Annotated in this window: 17 protein-coding genes and 3 tRNA genes; 6 read left to right on the plus strand and 14 right to left on the minus strand. The window is 40.0% G+C overall.

Annotated features, from left to right (window positions below; all coding sequences use genetic code 11):
- Window positions 1–6: 6 nt before the first annotated feature.
- The 5 genes from pstB to L5B83_RS05990 form a co-directional block, all read right to left on the minus strand.
- Window positions 7–774: a phosphate ABC transporter ATP-binding protein PstB gene (gene pstB / locus L5B83_RS05970; RefSeq protein WP_265777868.1), complete on the minus strand. Its 768-nt coding sequence runs from the start codon at window positions 772–774 to the stop codon at window positions 7–9.
- A gap of 9 nt (window positions 775–783) precedes the next feature.
- Window positions 784–1,635: a phosphate ABC transporter permease PstA gene (gene pstA / locus L5B83_RS05975; protein ID WP_265777869.1), complete on the minus strand. Its 852-nt coding sequence runs from the start codon at window positions 1,633–1,635 to the stop codon at window positions 784–786.
- 2 nt (window positions 1,636–1,637) lie between these two features.
- Window positions 1,638–2,588, minus strand: a complete 951-nt coding sequence (pstC, locus tag L5B83_RS05980; RefSeq protein ID WP_265777870.1) for a phosphate ABC transporter permease subunit PstC — start codon at window positions 2,586–2,588, stop codon at window positions 1,638–1,640.
- Window positions 2,589–2,661: 73 nt separating this feature from the next.
- Window positions 2,662–3,702, minus strand: a complete 1,041-nt coding sequence (gene pstS / locus L5B83_RS05985) for a phosphate ABC transporter substrate-binding protein PstS (protein ID WP_265777871.1) — start codon at window positions 3,700–3,702, stop codon at window positions 2,662–2,664.
- Window positions 3,703–3,827: 125 nt separating this feature from the next.
- The gene (locus tag L5B83_RS05990; protein WP_265777872.1) at window positions 3,828–5,000 is read right to left on the minus strand and encodes an FAD-dependent monooxygenase; all 1,173 of its coding nucleotides are present in this window, start codon (window positions 4,998–5,000) and stop codon (window positions 3,828–3,830) included.
- Window positions 5,001–5,200: 200 nt separating this feature from the next.
- Here L5B83_RS05990 and miaB point away from each other — a divergent pair, with 200 nt between their 5' ends.
- Complete coding sequence (gene miaB, locus L5B83_RS05995; protein WP_265777873.1) at window positions 5,201–6,625, plus strand: tRNA (N6-isopentenyl adenosine(37)-C2)-methylthiotransferase MiaB; 1,425 nt, start codon at window positions 5,201–5,203, stop codon at window positions 6,623–6,625.
- Window positions 6,626–6,744: 119 nt separating this feature from the next.
- On the opposite strand, the gene L5B83_RS06000 is transcribed toward miaB, so the two are convergent.
- The 6 genes from L5B83_RS06000 to L5B83_RS06025 all read right to left on the minus strand — a co-directional run bounded on the left by L5B83_RS06000 (window position 6,745) and on the right by L5B83_RS06025 (window position 10,764).
- Complete coding sequence (locus tag L5B83_RS06000; protein ID WP_250349712.1) at window positions 6,745–7,692, minus strand: ribose-phosphate pyrophosphokinase; 948 nt, start codon at window positions 7,690–7,692, stop codon at window positions 6,745–6,747.
- A gap of 51 nt (window positions 7,693–7,743) precedes the next feature.
- Entirely contained in the window at window positions 7,744–8,637 is an 894-nt protein-coding gene (ispE, locus tag L5B83_RS06005) for a 4-(cytidine 5'-diphospho)-2-C-methyl-D-erythritol kinase (protein WP_265777874.1), read from the minus strand.
- Window positions 8,637–9,266: a lipoprotein insertase outer membrane protein LolB gene (gene lolB, locus L5B83_RS06010; RefSeq protein WP_265762700.1), complete on the minus strand. Its 630-nt coding sequence runs from the start codon at window positions 9,264–9,266 to the stop codon at window positions 8,637–8,639. Before lolB ends, ispE begins: the two co-directional genes overlap by 1 nt.
- Window positions 9,267–9,406: 140 nt before the next feature.
- Entirely contained in the window at window positions 9,407–10,120 is a 714-nt protein-coding gene (gene arcA, locus L5B83_RS06015; RefSeq protein ID WP_250363410.1) for a two-component system response regulator ArcA, read from the minus strand.
- 224 nt (window positions 10,121–10,344) lie between these two features.
- On the minus strand, window positions 10,345–10,488 hold the full coding sequence (ykgO, locus tag L5B83_RS06020) for a type B 50S ribosomal protein L36 (protein ID WP_017806982.1): 144 nt from the start codon (window positions 10,486–10,488) through the stop codon (window positions 10,345–10,347).
- A 9-nt stretch (window positions 10,489–10,497) separates the two neighbouring features.
- Window positions 10,498–10,764, minus strand: coding sequence for a type B 50S ribosomal protein L31 (locus L5B83_RS06025; protein ID WP_103852717.1), 267 nt, complete (start codon window positions 10,762–10,764; stop codon window positions 10,498–10,500).
- A gap of 239 nt (window positions 10,765–11,003) precedes the next feature.
- Here L5B83_RS06025 and L5B83_RS06030 point away from each other — a divergent pair, with 239 nt between their 5' ends.
- Window positions 11,004–12,719: a protein-disulfide reductase DsbD gene (locus L5B83_RS06030; protein ID WP_265777875.1), complete on the plus strand. Its 1,716-nt coding sequence runs from the start codon at window positions 11,004–11,006 to the stop codon at window positions 12,717–12,719.
- Window positions 12,720–12,836: 117 nt separating this feature from the next.
- On the opposite strand, the gene trxA is transcribed toward L5B83_RS06030, so the two are convergent.
- From trxA to L5B83_RS06045, 3 genes are all read right to left on the minus strand, one after another.
- The gene (trxA, locus tag L5B83_RS06035) at window positions 12,837–13,160 is read right to left on the minus strand and encodes a thioredoxin (RefSeq protein ID WP_250349717.1); all 324 of its coding nucleotides are present in this window, start codon (window positions 13,158–13,160) and stop codon (window positions 12,837–12,839) included.
- 108 nt (window positions 13,161–13,268) lie between these two features.
- The gene (locus L5B83_RS06040) at window positions 13,269–14,264 is read right to left on the minus strand and encodes a 2-hydroxyacid dehydrogenase (RefSeq protein ID WP_265777876.1); all 996 of its coding nucleotides are present in this window, start codon (window positions 14,262–14,264) and stop codon (window positions 13,269–13,271) included.
- A 15-nt stretch (window positions 14,265–14,279) separates the two neighbouring features.
- Entirely contained in the window at window positions 14,280–15,392 is a 1,113-nt protein-coding gene (locus L5B83_RS06045; protein WP_265777877.1) for a methionine biosynthesis PLP-dependent protein, read from the minus strand.
- A 324-nt stretch (window positions 15,393–15,716) separates the two neighbouring features.
- Between L5B83_RS06045 and L5B83_RS06050 the strand changes: the two genes are divergently transcribed.
- From L5B83_RS06050 to L5B83_RS06065, 4 genes are all read left to right on the plus strand, one after another.
- Window positions 15,717–15,792, plus strand: a tRNA-Gly gene (locus tag L5B83_RS06050).
- An 11-nt stretch (window positions 15,793–15,803) separates the two neighbouring features.
- A tRNA-Cys gene (locus tag L5B83_RS06055) sits at window positions 15,804–15,877 on the plus strand.
- 29 nt (window positions 15,878–15,906) lie between these two features.
- Window positions 15,907–15,993 (plus strand) — tRNA-Leu (locus tag L5B83_RS06060).
- A gap of 82 nt (window positions 15,994–16,075) precedes the next feature.
- Window positions 16,076–17,230 carry a 3-phenylpropionate MFS transporter gene (locus L5B83_RS06065; protein WP_265777878.1) on the plus strand — a complete coding sequence of 385 codons (1,155 nt, stop codon included), beginning with the start codon at window positions 16,076–16,078 and terminating at the stop codon, window positions 17,228–17,230.
- Window positions 17,231–17,232: the final 2 nt, after the last annotated feature.

Genomic DNA, 17,232 nt, shown 5'->3' on the forward strand with positions numbered 1-17,232 from the left:
AAGATATTATCCCATTCTACCACGAATATAATCTTCTGTTCTTTTATCATTAGGTTGTTCAAACAGCATTTTTGTTTCACCAAATTCAACTAACTCGCCTAAATACATATAGGCAGTATAATCTGAGCAACGTGCAGCTTGTTGCATATTATGGGTTACGATAGCAACACTATAATCTTGTTTTAATTCAAGAATCAATTCTTCAATTTTCATTGTTGAAATTGGGTCAAGCGCGGAACAAGGTTCATCTAATAATAGTACTTCGGGTTTTATGGCGATTCCTCGAGCAATACACAAACGTTGTTGTTGCCCTCCTGATAAGCTATCGCCATTTTTATTTAATTTATCTTTTACTTCATTCCATAATGCAGCTTTGGTGAGCGCCCATTCAACCCGATCATTCATTTCTGATTTACTGAGCTTTTCAAATAATTTAATTCCAAAGGCAACATTATCATAAATAGACATAGGGAAAGGCGTTGGTTTTTGGAATACCATTCCCACTTTAGCGCGAATAATTGAGATATCTATTTTAGAGGTAAGGAGATTATCACCATCAAGATTAATTTCACCGGTTGCTTTTTGTGTCGGGTAGAGTTCAAACATTCTATTAAATGTGCGTAATAGCGTTGATTTTCCACAGCCAGAAGGGCCAATAAATGCCGTTACTTTATTACGAGGAATACGTAAATTAATATTTTTTAACGCATGGAAATCACCATAGTAGAAATTAAGATTTTTGATGTCAATTTTTGTATTTTGAATATCAATCATAGCTTGCTCCTATTTTCTTTTATTACTGAAATAAAGGCGAGTAAAAATGTTTAATCCGAGAACAAAGAGGGTAATCAATGTTGCACCAGCCCAGGCCAACTCATTCCAATCTTTAAATGGGCTTGCAGCATATTGATAAATAACAACAGGTAAGTTAGCCATAGGTTCATTCATATTAAATGAGACAAATTGATTAGAGAGCGCTGTGAATAAGAGAGGAGCAGTTTCCCCTGCAATACGTGCAACAGCAAGTAAAACGCCAGTTAAAATGCCTGATTTTACTGCTTTATAGCAAATCATTGTAATGACTTTCCAGCGAGGGCAACCTAAGGCAATGGCTGCTTCACGCAAATTATTTGGAATAAGAAGTAGCATATTTTCAGTTGTTCTAACAACAATTGGAATAACAATTACAGCTAAGGCAAATGCACCAGCCCAACCTGAGAAATGATTGACTTGAGCAACATAGATAGAATAGATAAATAACCCAATAACGATAGAGGGGGCAGAAAGTAAAATATCATTTAGAAAGCGAGTGATACAAGCTAATTTGCTAAACTTGCCATATTCAGCAAGATAAGTGCCAGCAAGTATCCCAATCGGAGAGCCTATCAATATTGCAACGATAAGCATTTGACTAGAACCAATAATTGCATTAAGTAATCCCCCTTGTTCCCCCGGTCCCGGTGTTTTTTCTAGAAAAAGATTAATTGAAAGAGCAGGAATGCCTTTTGTTACTAATGTTGCAATAATCCAGAAGAGCCAAAATAAACCGAACAAGACAGCAAGCATAGCAAGACTCATCATCATTTTATTCATTCTTTTTCGCTGTTTAAAACGTGCTGTTATATAATTTTGCATAATTAGCGTTTCCCCTCTTTTAATGTCATACGTGCAATTAATAAGCGTGAGGCGGCAAGTACAACGGTGGTAATTAAAAATAAAATTAACCCTAATTCCATTAAAGAGGATTTTTGTAGTCCTGCTGCTTCATTAAATTCATTGGCAATTGCTGAGGCAATGGAAGTCGCCGGAGAGAAGACGGAATGAGGTAAATTAAAGGAATTACCGATAACAAAGGTTATCGCCATTGTTTCCCCTAATGCACGTCCAAGTCCAAGCATAATACCGCCTAGCACCCCTGTTTTGGTATAAGGTAAAACGACATGCCAAATCACCTCCCAGGTAGTCGAACCCAGCCCATAAGCGGATTCTTTTAACATTGGTGGTACGACAGAAAACACTTCACGCATTATTGACGCAATAAAAGGGATAATCATAATGGCGAGAACTAATCCTGCCGTGAATAACCCCACTCCGAAGGGCGCGCCAGAAAAAACAACACCAACAAAAGGCAAGCCACCTAGCGTCTCGATTAAATAAGGTTGTAAATGTTCTTGGAATAAGGGAACAAAAACAAACAATCCCCACATTCCGTAAATAATGGAAGGAATTGCGGCAAGCATTTCGACAGCAAGTCCAATCGGTTTTTTCAGCCATTCTGGTGCAAGTTCAGTAAGAAAAGTCGCAATACCAAAAGAAATCGGTACAGCAATAATTAAGGCAAATAATGCGGAAATGAGCGTTCCTACAATGGGAACAATTGCGCCGTAAATATCCTGTGTGGGATTCCATTCATTTGTCCATAAAAAGGCAAGCGAAAATTTTTCGATTGAGTCCCAGCTTCCATAAATTAATGAAACGAGGATTGACGCAAGCATAATTAGTACGATAAAAGCAAAAATGCGCGTTAAATTATGGAAAATAAATTCAAAAATTTTTTGTCGATAACATTTGTGTTCAAGGTTTTTCATAGGCAAGCCTTTATCTATAGTAAGGCTTAGGGCGCGCCTAAGCCTAAAACATTAGGTAAAAAAGACCGCACTTTTAGCGGAGTGCTTTTCCATTTACATCTTTAATTTCAGATTGCCATTTTGCTTTTATTTGCTTAACCACGTCATCAGGCAAAGGAACGTAATCAAGCTCGCTTGCCGCTTGTTTTCCTTGCTGGAATGCCCAATCAAAAAAGTCTAAAACACCTTTTGTTGCTTCTGGTTTATCCGCTGTTTTATGTAATAAAATAAAACTTGCTGCCGTTACAGGCCACGAGTTTTCACCCGATTCATTGGTGAGAACCACGCCCATACCATCTACATCATTCCATTTGGCATTGGCGGCTGCAGAAGTAAAACTTTCTTTTGATGGTTGAACAAAGTTGCCATCTTTATTTTGTAATGATACCCAAGCGAGATGATTTTGTTTGGCATAGGCATATTCAACATAGCTGATAGCATATTTAATCTGTCCAACATAAGCTGCTACGCCTTCATTACCTTTACCGCCTTGACCAGTTGGCCATTTTACAGATTTTCCTTCGCCTACTTTTTCTTTCCATTCAGTGGAAACTTTGGAGAGGTAATTTGTCCAGCCAAATGTTGTGCCAGAGCCATCTGAACGATAAATAACAATGATATCTTTCGCCGGTAGTGTGAGATCAGCATTTAATGTTTGAATCGCCGGATCATTCCATTTTTTAATTTTTCCTAAAAAAATGTCAGCAAGTACCTGTCCAGAAAGTTTTAATTTACCAGCGGAAACATCAGGAATATTGATAACAGGTACTGTTCCACCAATAATGGCAGGGAATTGGAGAAGTTGATGCTCATTAAGTAGCGAAGCTTTCATTGGATCATCAGATGCACCAAAATCAATCGTTTTGGCAATAATCTGACGCTGTCCACCGCCAGAACCAATGGATTGATAATTTACTCGATTACCTGTTTCTTTTTCATAGAGTGAGGCCCATTTAGCATAAATTGGATAAGGGAATGAAGCGCCAGCACCGGTTACAGTTTGAGCCTGCGCAACATTGAATAAACCAAGTGAAAATCCTAATATTAGTGCGGTTTTTAAAAGCGGTTTTTTCATATTTTCTCTCCATTATGGTTGTGTCAGTGATTTGACAATGGAGAGTGTAATCAAACAATGTTACAGTTTTATGACAAGATAAGATTTTATATATGAACTACTCAGCCTTTACCCCCTATGAAGGCTTACAATCCCAAGGCATACTTCAATGCTTGTTTTTTTAGTGGCGTAGCTTTTCCAGCAAGGAATAAGGCTAAGTTACGGGCTACTTTAACTGGCAATAACTCGGTTTTAAAACCTTTATAAAATAAATCCATCGCGGATTGCATCAGTAAATTATCTTTCATACGCAAATTTTGATAGCGTTTTAATACTTCATCAGAAGCCAAATTTTGTTGATTTTGTCGCGCATTTTCAATGACTTGTAATAGGGCTTTGACATCTTTAAAGCCTAAGTTTACGCCTTGGCCAGCCAATGGATTTATCGTGTGGGCAGCATCCCCTACGAGGACAATGCCTTGGCGATAATAGTGTTGAGCGTGGCGACGGGTGAGCGCAAAACTGCCCGTTTGTTGCACCTTAATGCGACCTAATCGAGCAGGGAAGGCTTGTTCAATGGCTTGGGCTAATTTTTCTTTGGATAATTGTTTCAGCTGGTTGATTTTTTCAGGACTGTCATACCACACAAGACAAGCTTGTTTCCCCTCGAGGGGTAAAAAGGCTCTTGGGCCTGAAGGGAAAAATTGCTGCCAAGTGGTATCTTGTTGTGGCAATTCCGTATCCACTAAAATCAATAAACAATCTTGCCTATATTGCCAGCCAGTTACACCAATGCCAGCTATTTGGCGAAGTTGCGAGTTTGCCCCGTCTGCGGCAATCACTAAAGGGGCGGAATACTGTTCGCCATTGGTTAAAAAAATCTGCCAATTTTCACCGCACTTTTCTGCACGTTCTATTTTCGCTTGTAAGCGACTTTGCACGTTTTCAAGTGATGAAAAGGCTTGCCATAAACCAAGCTGGATAACATTATTTTCTACCATATAACCAAGTTCGGAATGCGCTAATTCTTCGCAATGAAAGTAGGTCGAAAACCCATCAATTTCCCACGTTTCTAAGGCTCGATAGGGACAAAGACGCATTTTTTCGATATATTGCCAGCTTTGTAATTGTTGCAATAATTGCACTGAGGCAAGACTAATGGCGGAAATGCGTAAATCATAAGGCGAGTTTGCACAAAAGGTTGGTAAGGGCGCGCTTTCAATCAGTTGCACATTTAATCCTTGTTGCCCTAATCCCACGGCACAAGCGGCGCCTACCATTCCACCACCAACAATAATTACATCGCGTTGTGTATCCATTTTTGCCTCTTTTTATTCTAGCTAAAAGTGCGGTGGTTTTTTTCGTTATTTTTATACCGCACAGACCTTTTTCATTGCCCGTTAGTTTACCTTTTATGAGTAAAATTCAAAAGAAAAGATTATTTTAACTAGCCACCATTCGCACAAGTCGGTAAAATAGCCAGTTGATTTTTACAGGTTAAACGATTTTAAAGCAAATTATGACGCAAAAATTACATATTAAAACGTGGGGCTGCCAGATGAATGAGTATGATAGCTCAAAAATGGCAGATTTATTAAATAGTACACATGGTTTGGAATTAACTGAGATTCCTGAAGAAGCAGATGTGTTGCTGTTAAACACCTGTTCTATTCGTGAAAAAGCGCAGGAAAAAGTGTTTCATCAGTTAGGACGTTGGAAAGAATTAAAGAAAACAAATCCTGCTTTAGTGATTGGCGTGGGGGGGTGTGTGGCTTCACAAGAAGGCGAGCATATTCGTAGCCGTGCGCCTTATGTTGATATTGTCTTTGGCCCACAAACTTTGCACCGCCTGCCTGAAATGATCAATCAGATTCGTGGCGGGAAAAGTTCCGTGGTGGACGTGAGTTTCCCTGAAATTGAAAAATTTGACCGTTTACCAGAACCGCGTGCTGAAGGGCCAACGGCCTTTGTGTCGATTATGGAAGGTTGTAATAAATATTGCACTTTCTGTGTTGTGCCTTATACCCGTGGGGAAGAAGTGAGCCGTCCGCTAGATGATGTGCTATTTGAGATCGCACAGCTAGCCGAACAAGGCGTACGTGAAGTGAATTTATTAGGGCAAAATGTGAATGCGTACCGCGGGCCAACGCACGATGGGGGGATTTGTTCTTTTGCTGAATTATTGCGTTTAGTGGCGGCGATTGATGGCATTGATCGTGTGCGTTTTACCACGAGCCACCCGATTGAATTTACGGATGATATTATTGAGGTTTATGCGGATACCCCTGAATTAGTTAGCTTTTTACATTTACCTGTACAAAGTGGTTCAGATCGTATTCTAAATCAAATGAAGCGTGGGCATACGGCATTAGAATATAAATCCATTATTCGCAAATTACGCAAAGTACGCCCGGATATTCAGATTAGCTCTGACTTTATTGTTGGTTTCCCCGGCGAAACAGAGCAAGATTTTGAAGATACAATGAATCTGATTGCACAAGTAAATTTCGATATGAGCTTTAGCTTCATCTATTCTGCACGTCCAGGAACACCAGCAGCGGATATTCTTGATGATGTGAGCGAAGAGGAGAAAAAACAACGCCTATATGTGCTACAACAACGCATTAACAATCAAGCGGCACAATTTAGCCGAGCAATGCTTGGCACAGAACAGCGCGTGTTAGTGGAAGGCCCCTCTAAAAAAGATATTATGGAATTGACTGGTCGAACTGAAACGAATCGGATTGTGAATTTTGTCGGAACACCAGATATGATTGGTAAGTTTGTTGATATTAAAATCACCGATGTATTCACCAACTCTCTGCGTGGTGATGTTGTGCGTACCGAAGATCAAATGGGGTTGCGTGTCGTGCAATCCCCACAAGCCGTGATTAACCGCACGCGCAAGGAAGATGAACTTGGTGTAGGGCATTATCAAGGCTAACTCGCTGAACCTGTGGGGATAATGTCAATTTTTAAGCACTGAGATATTGATGAAAAAAAAGCTGATTACAATGTAATCAGCTTTTTGTTTTGTTGTTTCTGTTTTGTGTATCTATGCAACTAGCTAAACATTGCAGAGATCGATTCTTCGTTACTAATACGGCGAATGGCTTCAGCAAGCATACTTGAAAGCGTAAGCACCCGCACTTTACCTAACGCTTTGATTTCAGGAATAAGTGGGATTGTGTCGGTTACGACGATTTCATCAAGGGCATCACTGGCAAGGTTTTTCGCGGCTGACCCAGAGAATACTGCGTGGGTTGCGTAAGCAAAGACACGTCTCGCACCACGTTCTTTTAAGGCTTCCGCTGCTTTGCATAGCGTTCCCCCTGTATCGATCATATCATCAACAAGAATACAATCACGTCCAGCCACATCACCAATAATATGCATTACTTGTGCGACATTCGCTTTCGGACGACGTTTATCAATGATTGCCATATCGGTATCGTTGAGCAATTTAGCAACTGCACGAGCGCGAACCACACCGCCAATATCAGGCGAAACAACGATTGGATTTTCAAGATCGGTTTTCTTTAAAATATCGTGAATTAACACTGGGGAACCAAATACGTTATCCACTGGTACATCAAAGAAACCTTGAATTTGTTCCGCGTGAAGATCACAAGTTAAAACGCGATCCACCCCAACGCTTGATAAGAAATCTGCCACGACTTTTGCCGTGATTGGAACACGAGCAGAGCGTACACGGCGATCTTGACGCGCATAGCCGAAATAAGGGATTACCGCAGTGATACGGCCTGCTGATGCACGGCGTAAGGCATCAACCATCACAAGTAATTCCATTAGGTTGTCATTTGTTGGCGCGCAGGTTGATTGAATAATGAAAACATCACTACCACGCACGTTTTCATTGATCTGAACTTGAATTTCTCCATCACTAAAACGTCCCACAGTGGCATCACCCAGTGAGAGATATAAGCGTTCAGAAATTCGTTTTGCTAGTTCTGGCGTTGCATTACCAGCGAAAAGTTTTATGTCAGGCATTGTAAAATTAACCTCAGAATTTTAGATGGAAGAATGTGTAACATATTGATCTTATTTGAATAAATGTTTCATCACTTGATGCAATGGCGAAACATTCACTCCTTGTGCAACAAAACCAAAACAGTCTTTTGGCTTATTTAGAAATACTGCTTGAGCAGATTGAGCATCGTCAAATTCTGCGAAAACACAAGCCCCTGTTCCCGTTAGTCTTGCGGGGGAATATTGTAACAACCAGCCTAGTAGTTCTTCAACCTCTGGATAATGATCTCGCACAATTTTTTCGCAATCGTTTGTATAATTTTCAGCTAAAAGTTGTGAAAGAGGCTTTTTGGGGGTATTGCGTGGCAAATGAGGATCTTGAAAAATAAGCTCTGTTGAAATAGAAACCTCAGGTTTTAGCACCACATACCATTTTTCTGGTGGATGACAATAATCAATTTTTTCTCCTACTCCTTCAGCAAAAGCCGCTTTACCGTGAACAAAGATTGGCACATCTGCCCCCAGTTGTAAGCCTAATTCCGCTAAGTCTTTAAGAGAGCATTGGGTATTCCACAACGTATTAAGTGCTACCAGTGTCGTCGCCGCATTTGATGAGCCTCCGCCAACGCCGCCTCCCATTGGCAAGATTTTATCCAAGTGAATCTTCGCGCCTAGTTGGCAACCTGTATGCTGTTGGAGTAAACGCGCGGCACGATAAATGAGATTCTCTTCTTGTTTTAATTGAGGTATCTCTGGTGAGAGAAGAATCTGTGAATCCTCCCTTACCTCAATGTCTAGCCAATCGCCAAAATCCAGAAATTGGAACAGGGTTTGCAATTCGTGGTAACCATTTTCCAAGCGTCCATTAATATAAAGAAACAAATTTAATTTTGCAGGGCTAGGAAAGCGGTATCGTCCATTTTTTGGTGGATTTAAAAGTGCGGTGGAAAAATGATAATTTTTCATTAGTATTTCCAATGATTAACGCGAATTTTTAAGGTTTGTTGGGCGTTTTTTAGCAAAATATCTCTCGGCAAGGCGGGCGAGCGTTCTTGGTGATAATTTAAATAATCTACCGTCCATTGTTCACCATTTATGCGATAAGTGAAGTTCGCCAGCAAATGGTTTGTCCCTACGTTGTAATCTTGCTGATTGTTTGGTTCCCCTTTTAGCCAAGTGGCCAGTTGGGTGAGAGGAATATCCATTCCGATAATTTCACGTAATAATCGTTGCGCATCTTTTGCAGAACGCTGATTACCTTTTTCATCAGAAATGGTTAAACCTTGCGCGTGCATTTTGAAGGTAAGTTTTGCGCGGCTTAGGGCGGAAGAAAGCACCAGTGTATAGGCGGTGGGGGTTTGATATTGCCAATCAAAGGCAGTAGAAAAGCGCTGTTTGGTGCTGATATAACCAATTTGCCCTTCTGCGTGATAGGCTTGGATTTGTTGAATTTGTTGCAAATGTTGCTGCCAAGTGCGGTCGTTTTTTTCAATATATTGCACATTGGTTGGGCGGTTCTCATCAATATCAAGCGCACAGCCAGCCAGTAACAAACTGATGATTAAAGGAATAAAAAGGGTTTTTAAGGAGTTCATTATGTGATACCAGAAAAATTTTGGAGCATTTTAAGGGGTTAGTGGAAATTAGTAAAGGCAAGCCGTTTGAAGAGAAAGCAAAAAATGAGTGCGGTGGAAAAATTTTTATTTTTATACCGCACTTAAAAAATTCGCTTATCTTATGCCTCAATTTCCCCACAAAAACGATATCCTTCACCGTGAATGGTGGAGATAAGTTCTGGGGTATCAGGGTGATCTTCAAAATGCTTACGAATGCGGCGAATGGTTACATCCACGGTTCTATCTTGCGGTTTTAGTTCACGCCCAGTCATTTTTTTCAATAATTCTTCACGAGATTGAATTTTCCCCGGGTTTTCGCAAAATTGTAACATCGCACGGAATTCACTACGTGGTAGTTTGTATTCTTCACCTTCTGGATTAATCAATGTGCGGCTGTTGAGATCTAACGTCCAGCCATTAAAACGATATTGTTCCACTTGTTGAGAGGTGTGTTTGGTGTTTTCAGCCATAGTGCGTTGTAATAAATTTCTCGCACGAATCGTTAATTCTCTTGGATTAAATGGCTTGGTGATGTAATCATCCGCGCCAATTTCTAAGCCTAAGATTTTATCCACTTCATTATCACGCCCTGTGAGGAACATTAATGCGGTGTTGGTTGTTTCACGCAATTCTCGTGCAAGCATTAGTCCATTTTTGCCGGGTAAATTAATGTCCATAATGACAAGATTAATTTCTTGGCTGGAAAGAATGTTGTGCATTTGTACGCCGTCATTGGCTTCAAATACGTCATATCCTTCTGCTTCAAAAATGCTTTTTAGCGTGTTCCTTGTAATGGCTTCATCTTCAACGATCAAAACTTTTGCTGTAACCATATTAACGTCTTCCTTTCCAATTTTTATTGGCGATTTAAACTAATAATTCTGAGGTATTCTAAGTTCGCCATTGTATAATTGCAACATTATTGTAACAAGTATAAGTGGTGAATTCTGTTTAATTTTATGATCTAAATCATAGGTTTAATGGATTTAAGGCGATAAGAAAAAAACGCCCTCTAGCAAACTTAGAGGGCGATATGGATAAACAATGTTACAAATAATTAACGCTTTTTCTTTTTTCCACCTTGTCGTGCTTTAAAGCGAGGGTTTTCTTTGCAAATGACATAAACAACACCGTGTCTGCGAACCACTTTACATTTAGGATGGCGTGTTTTTGCGGTTTTTAATGAGGAAAGGACTTGCATAATGTCTCCTTATTTTGATTTGAGTGAGCCGAATTTGCTATATCTGTTCAGGAAGCTACTTGCTCTGCCTTCATTATTAATTTGTCTTGTTTTGCCAGTATAAAATGGGTGCGAGGCAGAGGAGGTATCACACATAAATACGGGATACTCTTTGCCATCTTCCCATTTCATCGTTTGTGTAGTTCTGGCACAAGAACGAATTAAAAAGCCTTGTTTGGCGTTACTGTCATAAAAAAGTACCGTACGGTAATTTTCAGGATGAATTCCTTTTTTCATTTGATAGCCTCTTATTTTTTATTGCGAAATAACTAAGGTGGGCATACTATATCAAATAATAACGATTATCAACTCTTATTTTTCTTTAAGAATTAAGTAAGGTGAAGGTAAGCGAAGAAAATAAGATAAAGTGAAAGAACTCAAGACTTTTTATCCATCTAGCCTGTTGATACTGTGCTAGAATAAGCCCACACAAATGAGCTTTATGTTTTAATATTTAATCAGGGTAGTAAGCGAGAATGAAAAAGATTTTTACCTTTTTGTTTTGTTTTTGTACCGCACTTGTGGCACAGGCAGGGCTGTTTGATAGCAAACCGCGATTTTTGCACGCGGATGAGGCGTTTCAATTTTCTACCCAATCTAATGGGGAGAATTTGCAGTTAATATGGCAAATTGCACCCGATTATTATCTTTATAAAAAAGAAATTTCAGTTGAACAAGCGGAACAAAAAGTCGCACATTTACCGTTTCCACCCGCAGAAAAATATCAAGATGAATTTTTTGGTGAAACGGAAATTTACCGTAATCATTTAGCCTTAACTGTGCCGATTTCATCAACAACACCACACACAGTTAGCGTGACCTACCAAGGTTGCACCAAAGGGTTTTGTTACCCGCCAGAAACCAAAATTGTGCAATGGCAGCCTTCATCATTAGATTTAGTAGAAAAATCTTCGCCCAAAAACACCGCACTTATGCCAGCATTAAATGAACAGCAATCTTTGGCGCAACGTCTCTTTGAAAGCAAATATGCTGTGTTTGGTTTTTTCTTATTAGGCGTTGGTTTGGCATTTACCCCTTGTGTATTGCCAATGTTACCGTTGCTCTCCGCGGTGGTGATTGGTAGCGGGCAACGCCCAAGCACCGTGCGTGCCTTAGGCTTGAGTTTGGCCTATGTACAAGGAATGGCATTGACTTACACTTTGCTTGGTTTAGCGGTGGCTGCGATAGGCTTGCCGTTTCAAATTGCACTGCAAAGTCCTTATGTGCTAATCGGTTTATCGTTGATTTTTATTTTGCTTGCCTTATCAATGTTTGGTGTATTCACCTTACAATTGCCTTCATCATTGCAAACAAAGCTGACCTTATTAAGCCAAAAACAAAAGGGGGGCGCGTTTGGTGGCGTTTTTGTAATGGGAATGATCGCAGGACTTGTGGCATCACCTTGCACTTCCGCGCCATTATCGGGGGCATTACTTTATGTCGCGCAAAGCGGTGATTTATTTACGGGCGCGATTACCCTTTATTTACTTGCCTTAGGAATGGGCGTGCCATTGATTCTAGCCACGGTTTTCGGCAACCGAATCTTGCCAAAATCGGGTGATTGGTTAGACAAAGTGAAAGTGATTTTCGGCTTTGTTATGCTTGCTTTGCCAGTTTTCCTGCTTTCTCGCATTTTGCCCGAAATCTGGGAAAACCGCTTATGGGCGTTGCTTGGTGTGTCTTTCTGCTTATGGGCAGGCTTGCAAATACAGGGGCGAGGCATTGGCTGGGTGTTGCGTATTGGCTTTTTCATCTTAGCAATGATGTTGGTTAAGCCCTTGCAAGGGTGGCTGTGGGCTGAACCTGATTTAGTGCAAGTAACAAACACTCATCAAAATACTTTTCAAAAAGTAAGTACTTATGAAGAGCTGCAAAAAATCTTGCAAAAAAACGACCGCACTTTTGCTATGCTTGATTTGTACGCTGACTGGTGTGTGGCGTGCAAGGAATTTGAAAAATACACTTTTTCTGATCCCAAGGTTCAGCAGGCGTTTGACAATATTTTATTGTTACAAGTTGATATGACAAAAAATAGCAATGAAAACAAAGCATTAATGGAAAAATTAAATGTGCTAGGGTTACCAACCCTTATCTTTTTTGATCAGCAAGGTAATGAAATTGAATCCGCTCGAATTACAGGATTTATGAATGGCGATACATTTTTTCATTGGTTGAAAGAGCGTTTGAAGTAGATAAATTTTGTGTAATTTGGGGAACTTTGCCAAGTTAAGCAAGAGAGAGAATGTAAAATTTCTACTATTGAAGTGAAAATAACCTCATCATTTGATGAGGTTATTTTTTAGAGGAAATTAACTATTTTGTGCAATAAATGCCGCTAATTGATTTTTTGGTAATGCACCTACTTGTGTTGCGACAGCTTTTCCTTCTTTAAACATTAATAATGTTGGAATACTGCGAACGCCAAATTGGGCAGGGGTTGCTTGGTTTTCGTCAATGTTAATTTTTACGATTTTGACTTTATCACCAAGTTCTGCAGCTAATTCATCAAGAATAGGGCCAACCATACGGCAAGGACCACACCAAGGCGCCCAAAAATCTAATAATACAGGGACATCAGATCTTAAAACATCTGCCTCGAAAGTGGCGTCAGTAGTATGTAATACTTCACTCATTTTATTTTCCTTATTTTTTGTTTCTAGCCATATTGGCGTGATTGCTAAAGTGTGGGCATCATAGCATAAAATCAAGTTGCTCACACTAATCAGTTCAATTGTTAAAAGTTAAGAAGGTAACACTAGGTTAGGGCAAGGCTTACCTGTTTGCAAGGTATAAATATTCTCTAAGGTAACATTAGAAATACTGGTTAGCGCTTCTTCGGTAAGAAATGCTTGATGCCCTGTCAAAAGTACATTATGGCACGATGATAAACGTCGGAAGACATCATCTTGAATCACTTCGTTTGATTTATCTTCAAAGAATAGCTCACGTTCATTTTCGTACACATCCATTCCTAATGCGCCAATTTTACGCTGTTTTAACGCATCTATTGCGGCTAGTGTATCAATCAATGTTCCACGACTTGTATTGATAATCATCACCCCATCACGCATTTTAGCAAAGGCATCACGATTGAGTAGATGATAATTTTCTGGCGTAGCAGGGCAGTGCAAAGTGATAATATGTGATTTTGCATACAATTCATCTAATTCAACATATTCTGCGCCTAATTCTTCTGCAATAGGATTTTTAAACGGATCGTAAGCCAAAATATGCATACCAAATCCTTTTAAAATACGCATTACCGCAATGCCGATTTTTCCTGTACCAATCACGCCAACGGTGCGTCCGTGCATATTAAAGCCGGTTAAACCCTCAAGAGAGAAATTCGCTTCTCTTGTTCTTTGATAAGCACGATGAATTTTACGGTTTAGCGTTAGCATTAAACCAACGGTATGCTCAGCCACCGCCTCTGGTGAATAGGCTGGCACACGAACCACTTGAATGCCTAATTCTTGTGCTGCTTTGAGATCGACATTATTAAAACCAGCACAACGCAACGCCACCATTTTTACGCCAAGTGCGGCGAGTTTTTCTAATACTTTTCGACTGCCATCGTCATTCACGAAAATACACACCACATCGCAATGTTCCGCCATTTTCGCTGTCGATTCTGTGAGCATAAAATCAAAAAATTCCAGCTCGAAGCCGTATTTCACATTGACCAATTCTAAATATTTACGATCGTAGCTTTTGGTACTATAAACAGCGACTTTCATTATCTTTTCTCCGTTTTATGAGTTTAATTGGGCAAAGGCTTGCAATAGATCAGCTTTGAGATCTTCCACATCTTCCAATCCCACCGAGAAACGTAGCAGGCAATTACACACACCGCGGGCAATACGTTCTGCTTCTGGAATATCCATATGCGTTTGGGTTGCAGGGTAGGTGATGAAACTTTCTGTACCGCCAAGGCTTTCAGCAAAAGTAATGAGCTTAATTGCTTTTAAGAACGGATTTACCCAAGACTCTTCTTGCAAACGGAAAGAGAGCATTCCGCCTTTATTTGGATAAAGTACATCCTTCACTTGTGGTTGGCTTGCGAGGAATTTCGCTAATTCTTGAGCATTTTTTTGATGGCGTTCCATACGTAATGCTAAGGTTTTCATTCCGCGAATGGTTAAGAAACTATCAAATGGTGAAAGCACAGCGCCCGCCCCATTTTGGATATAGAATAAACGATCACATAATTCTTGCCCATTGGCAACGACTAAACCTACTAACGCATCATTATGCCCGGCAAGATATTTTGTGCCACTATGGATCACGATATCTGCGCCACATTCTAAAGGACGGAAGAGTACTGGCGTTAAGAATGTATTATCAACAATAAGTAACAAATTATGTTTTTTCGCCAATTTAGCAATAGCTGGCACATCGCATTCTTCCATTAACGGATTTGAAGGGGTTTCCACAAAAATCGCTTTGGTGTTTGGCGTAATGACCTGCTCAATGGCATCAAGAGAGGCTGTATTGACATAAACAGGTTTCACCCCGTGCGTATTTTTATAGGCGAAATCTAATAAACGATAAGTACCGCCATATACATCACTAGAGACAATCCATTCATCTGGAGAAGCAAATAACTGCATAATTAACTGAATAGCAGCCATACCTGAGGCGCAAGCAAAGCCCCTTTCACCGCCTTCTAATTTTGCAATAGTTTCTTCTAAAACGGTACGGGTTGGGTTTTTTGTTCGGGTATAATCATAACCAGTACTTTCACCAATACCATGATGGCCATAGGCAGTGGAAAGAAAAATTGGTGTGGAAACGGCACCGGTTCTTTCATCTGTGCGATTGCCTGCTTGCGCGAGTAATGTTTCAATCTTATATTGTTGTGTCATATTCTTCCTCGTAAAAATTACAAAAAATTGCACCGCACTTTGTATTCATAAAGAAAACAATTTTGTGCAGTCTTGATAAATAGAATAGCGCCATTTTGGCATAAAGGATCGCCTGTTGAAAGTAGATTTTAAATTTAGTTTGCTGATAAGACACAAGGATTAAAAACGATCTAAAATTATCCATAAATCGCTTTGTTTTAAAGCAAGTTTGTTAGCTTTGCATTTTTTTTCATCAATCAATAATGTTTTTTCATATTTTTAATTGACAGCGTTCAAGAAGTTAGTAAAATGCACGCCACTGACAGCGAATGTGTTGCAGCGAAAGCGGGAATAGCTCAGTTGGTAGAGCACGACCTTGCCAAGGTCGGGGTCGCGAGTTCGAGCCTCGTTTCCCGCTCCAATTTACGCTACGGCGTGTTAGCAAAGCGGTTATGCACTGGATTGCAAATCCATGTAGCTCGGTTCGACTCCGGGACACGCCTCCATATTTCAACCGCAGTCAGCATATCACTCAGCCCGAGTGGTGAAATCGGTAGACACAAGGGATTTAAAATCCCTCGACTTTCGAGTCGTGGCGGTTCAAGTCCGCCCTCGGGCACCATTTAAAGTTATAAAGAAATCAATAAGATAGTCGCCAAGAGCGGCTTTTTTTGTATCTGAAAATCAAAGTTGGGGCTTTCCCTATGTTGAAACTCACTCCCTTTCAATGGTCATCATTTAACTTTTTTGGTTTTTATTGTGCTTATGGTGTGATTGTGCCATTTTTACCAATCTGGTTAGCACAGTATGGCTATGATGTGGAATTAATTGGAACATTAATTTCCCTTGGGTATCTTTGTCGTTTTGCTGGCGCAATCTTTTTTACTAAAAGTGTTCATCATCTCGATCAGCTTATTCCATTAAGTCGTCTTCTTACTTGGCTTAGTGTATTGGTTCTCATCGCTGTTGCTTGGGCAGTGCAGTCTCTTTGGTGGTTAATTCCCATTCTTGCGTTATTTCATATGTTAAATGGGGGAATTATGCCGGTTTGCGATACCATTGCAACGAGTTGGCATCAACAGTTAGGAATGGATTATGGTAAAAGTCGTTTATTTGGTTCACTTGCTTTTATTATTGGTTCAATTACTGCAGGCTATTTGCTCGGTTGGCTAGGTAAAAGTGCCATCATCGGTATTATTATTGGCTATCTTGTTTTTTGGGGGCTGGGGATTAGTTTAAATCCTACGCAAAGATTTAATCAGCAGGAAAAACAAAACACGACAGTAAGTGCAAGCTATCAAGAATTATTGCGAAATCCAACAACGGTCAGAATGATTATTGCAACAGCGCTTATTCAGGGTTCACACGCGGCTTGTTATGCCTATGGCACAATTTATTGGTCTGCAAATGGCATTAGCACTTCGCAAATTAGCTGGCTGTGGAGCTTGGGGGTAATCGCTGAAGTGGTCTTTTTCTTCTTTTCTAAACGTTTTTTTAGGACTTGGAAGATTCATTATTTGACTTTATTTTCAGCATTCGCAGCGGTTATTCGTTGGACAACCCTTGCGTATACGACAAATTTTACTTTGCTGATTTTCGCCCAAATATTGCACGCATTTACTTATGCAATGGGGCATTTTGCGATGATTCGTTATATTACCTCTCAGCCAAGTGAGAGAATTCCGAAATTGCAAGGCATCTATTTTGCAAGTTCTAGCTGTATTATGATGGCGCTTTTTACGTTCATTTCTGGATTAGTTTATCCTGTTTCTGCGCAGATGAGCTTTGCCTTAATGGCGATTTTTGTTCTGCCTGCAATTTTCCTTGTACCAAAGACCTTTTCAAATACAGTAAAATAAAA

Origin of the sequence: Avibacterium sp. 21-599, from assembly GCF_026226765.1 — a bacterium.
GTDB lineage: Bacteria > Pseudomonadota > Gammaproteobacteria > Enterobacterales > Pasteurellaceae > Avibacterium.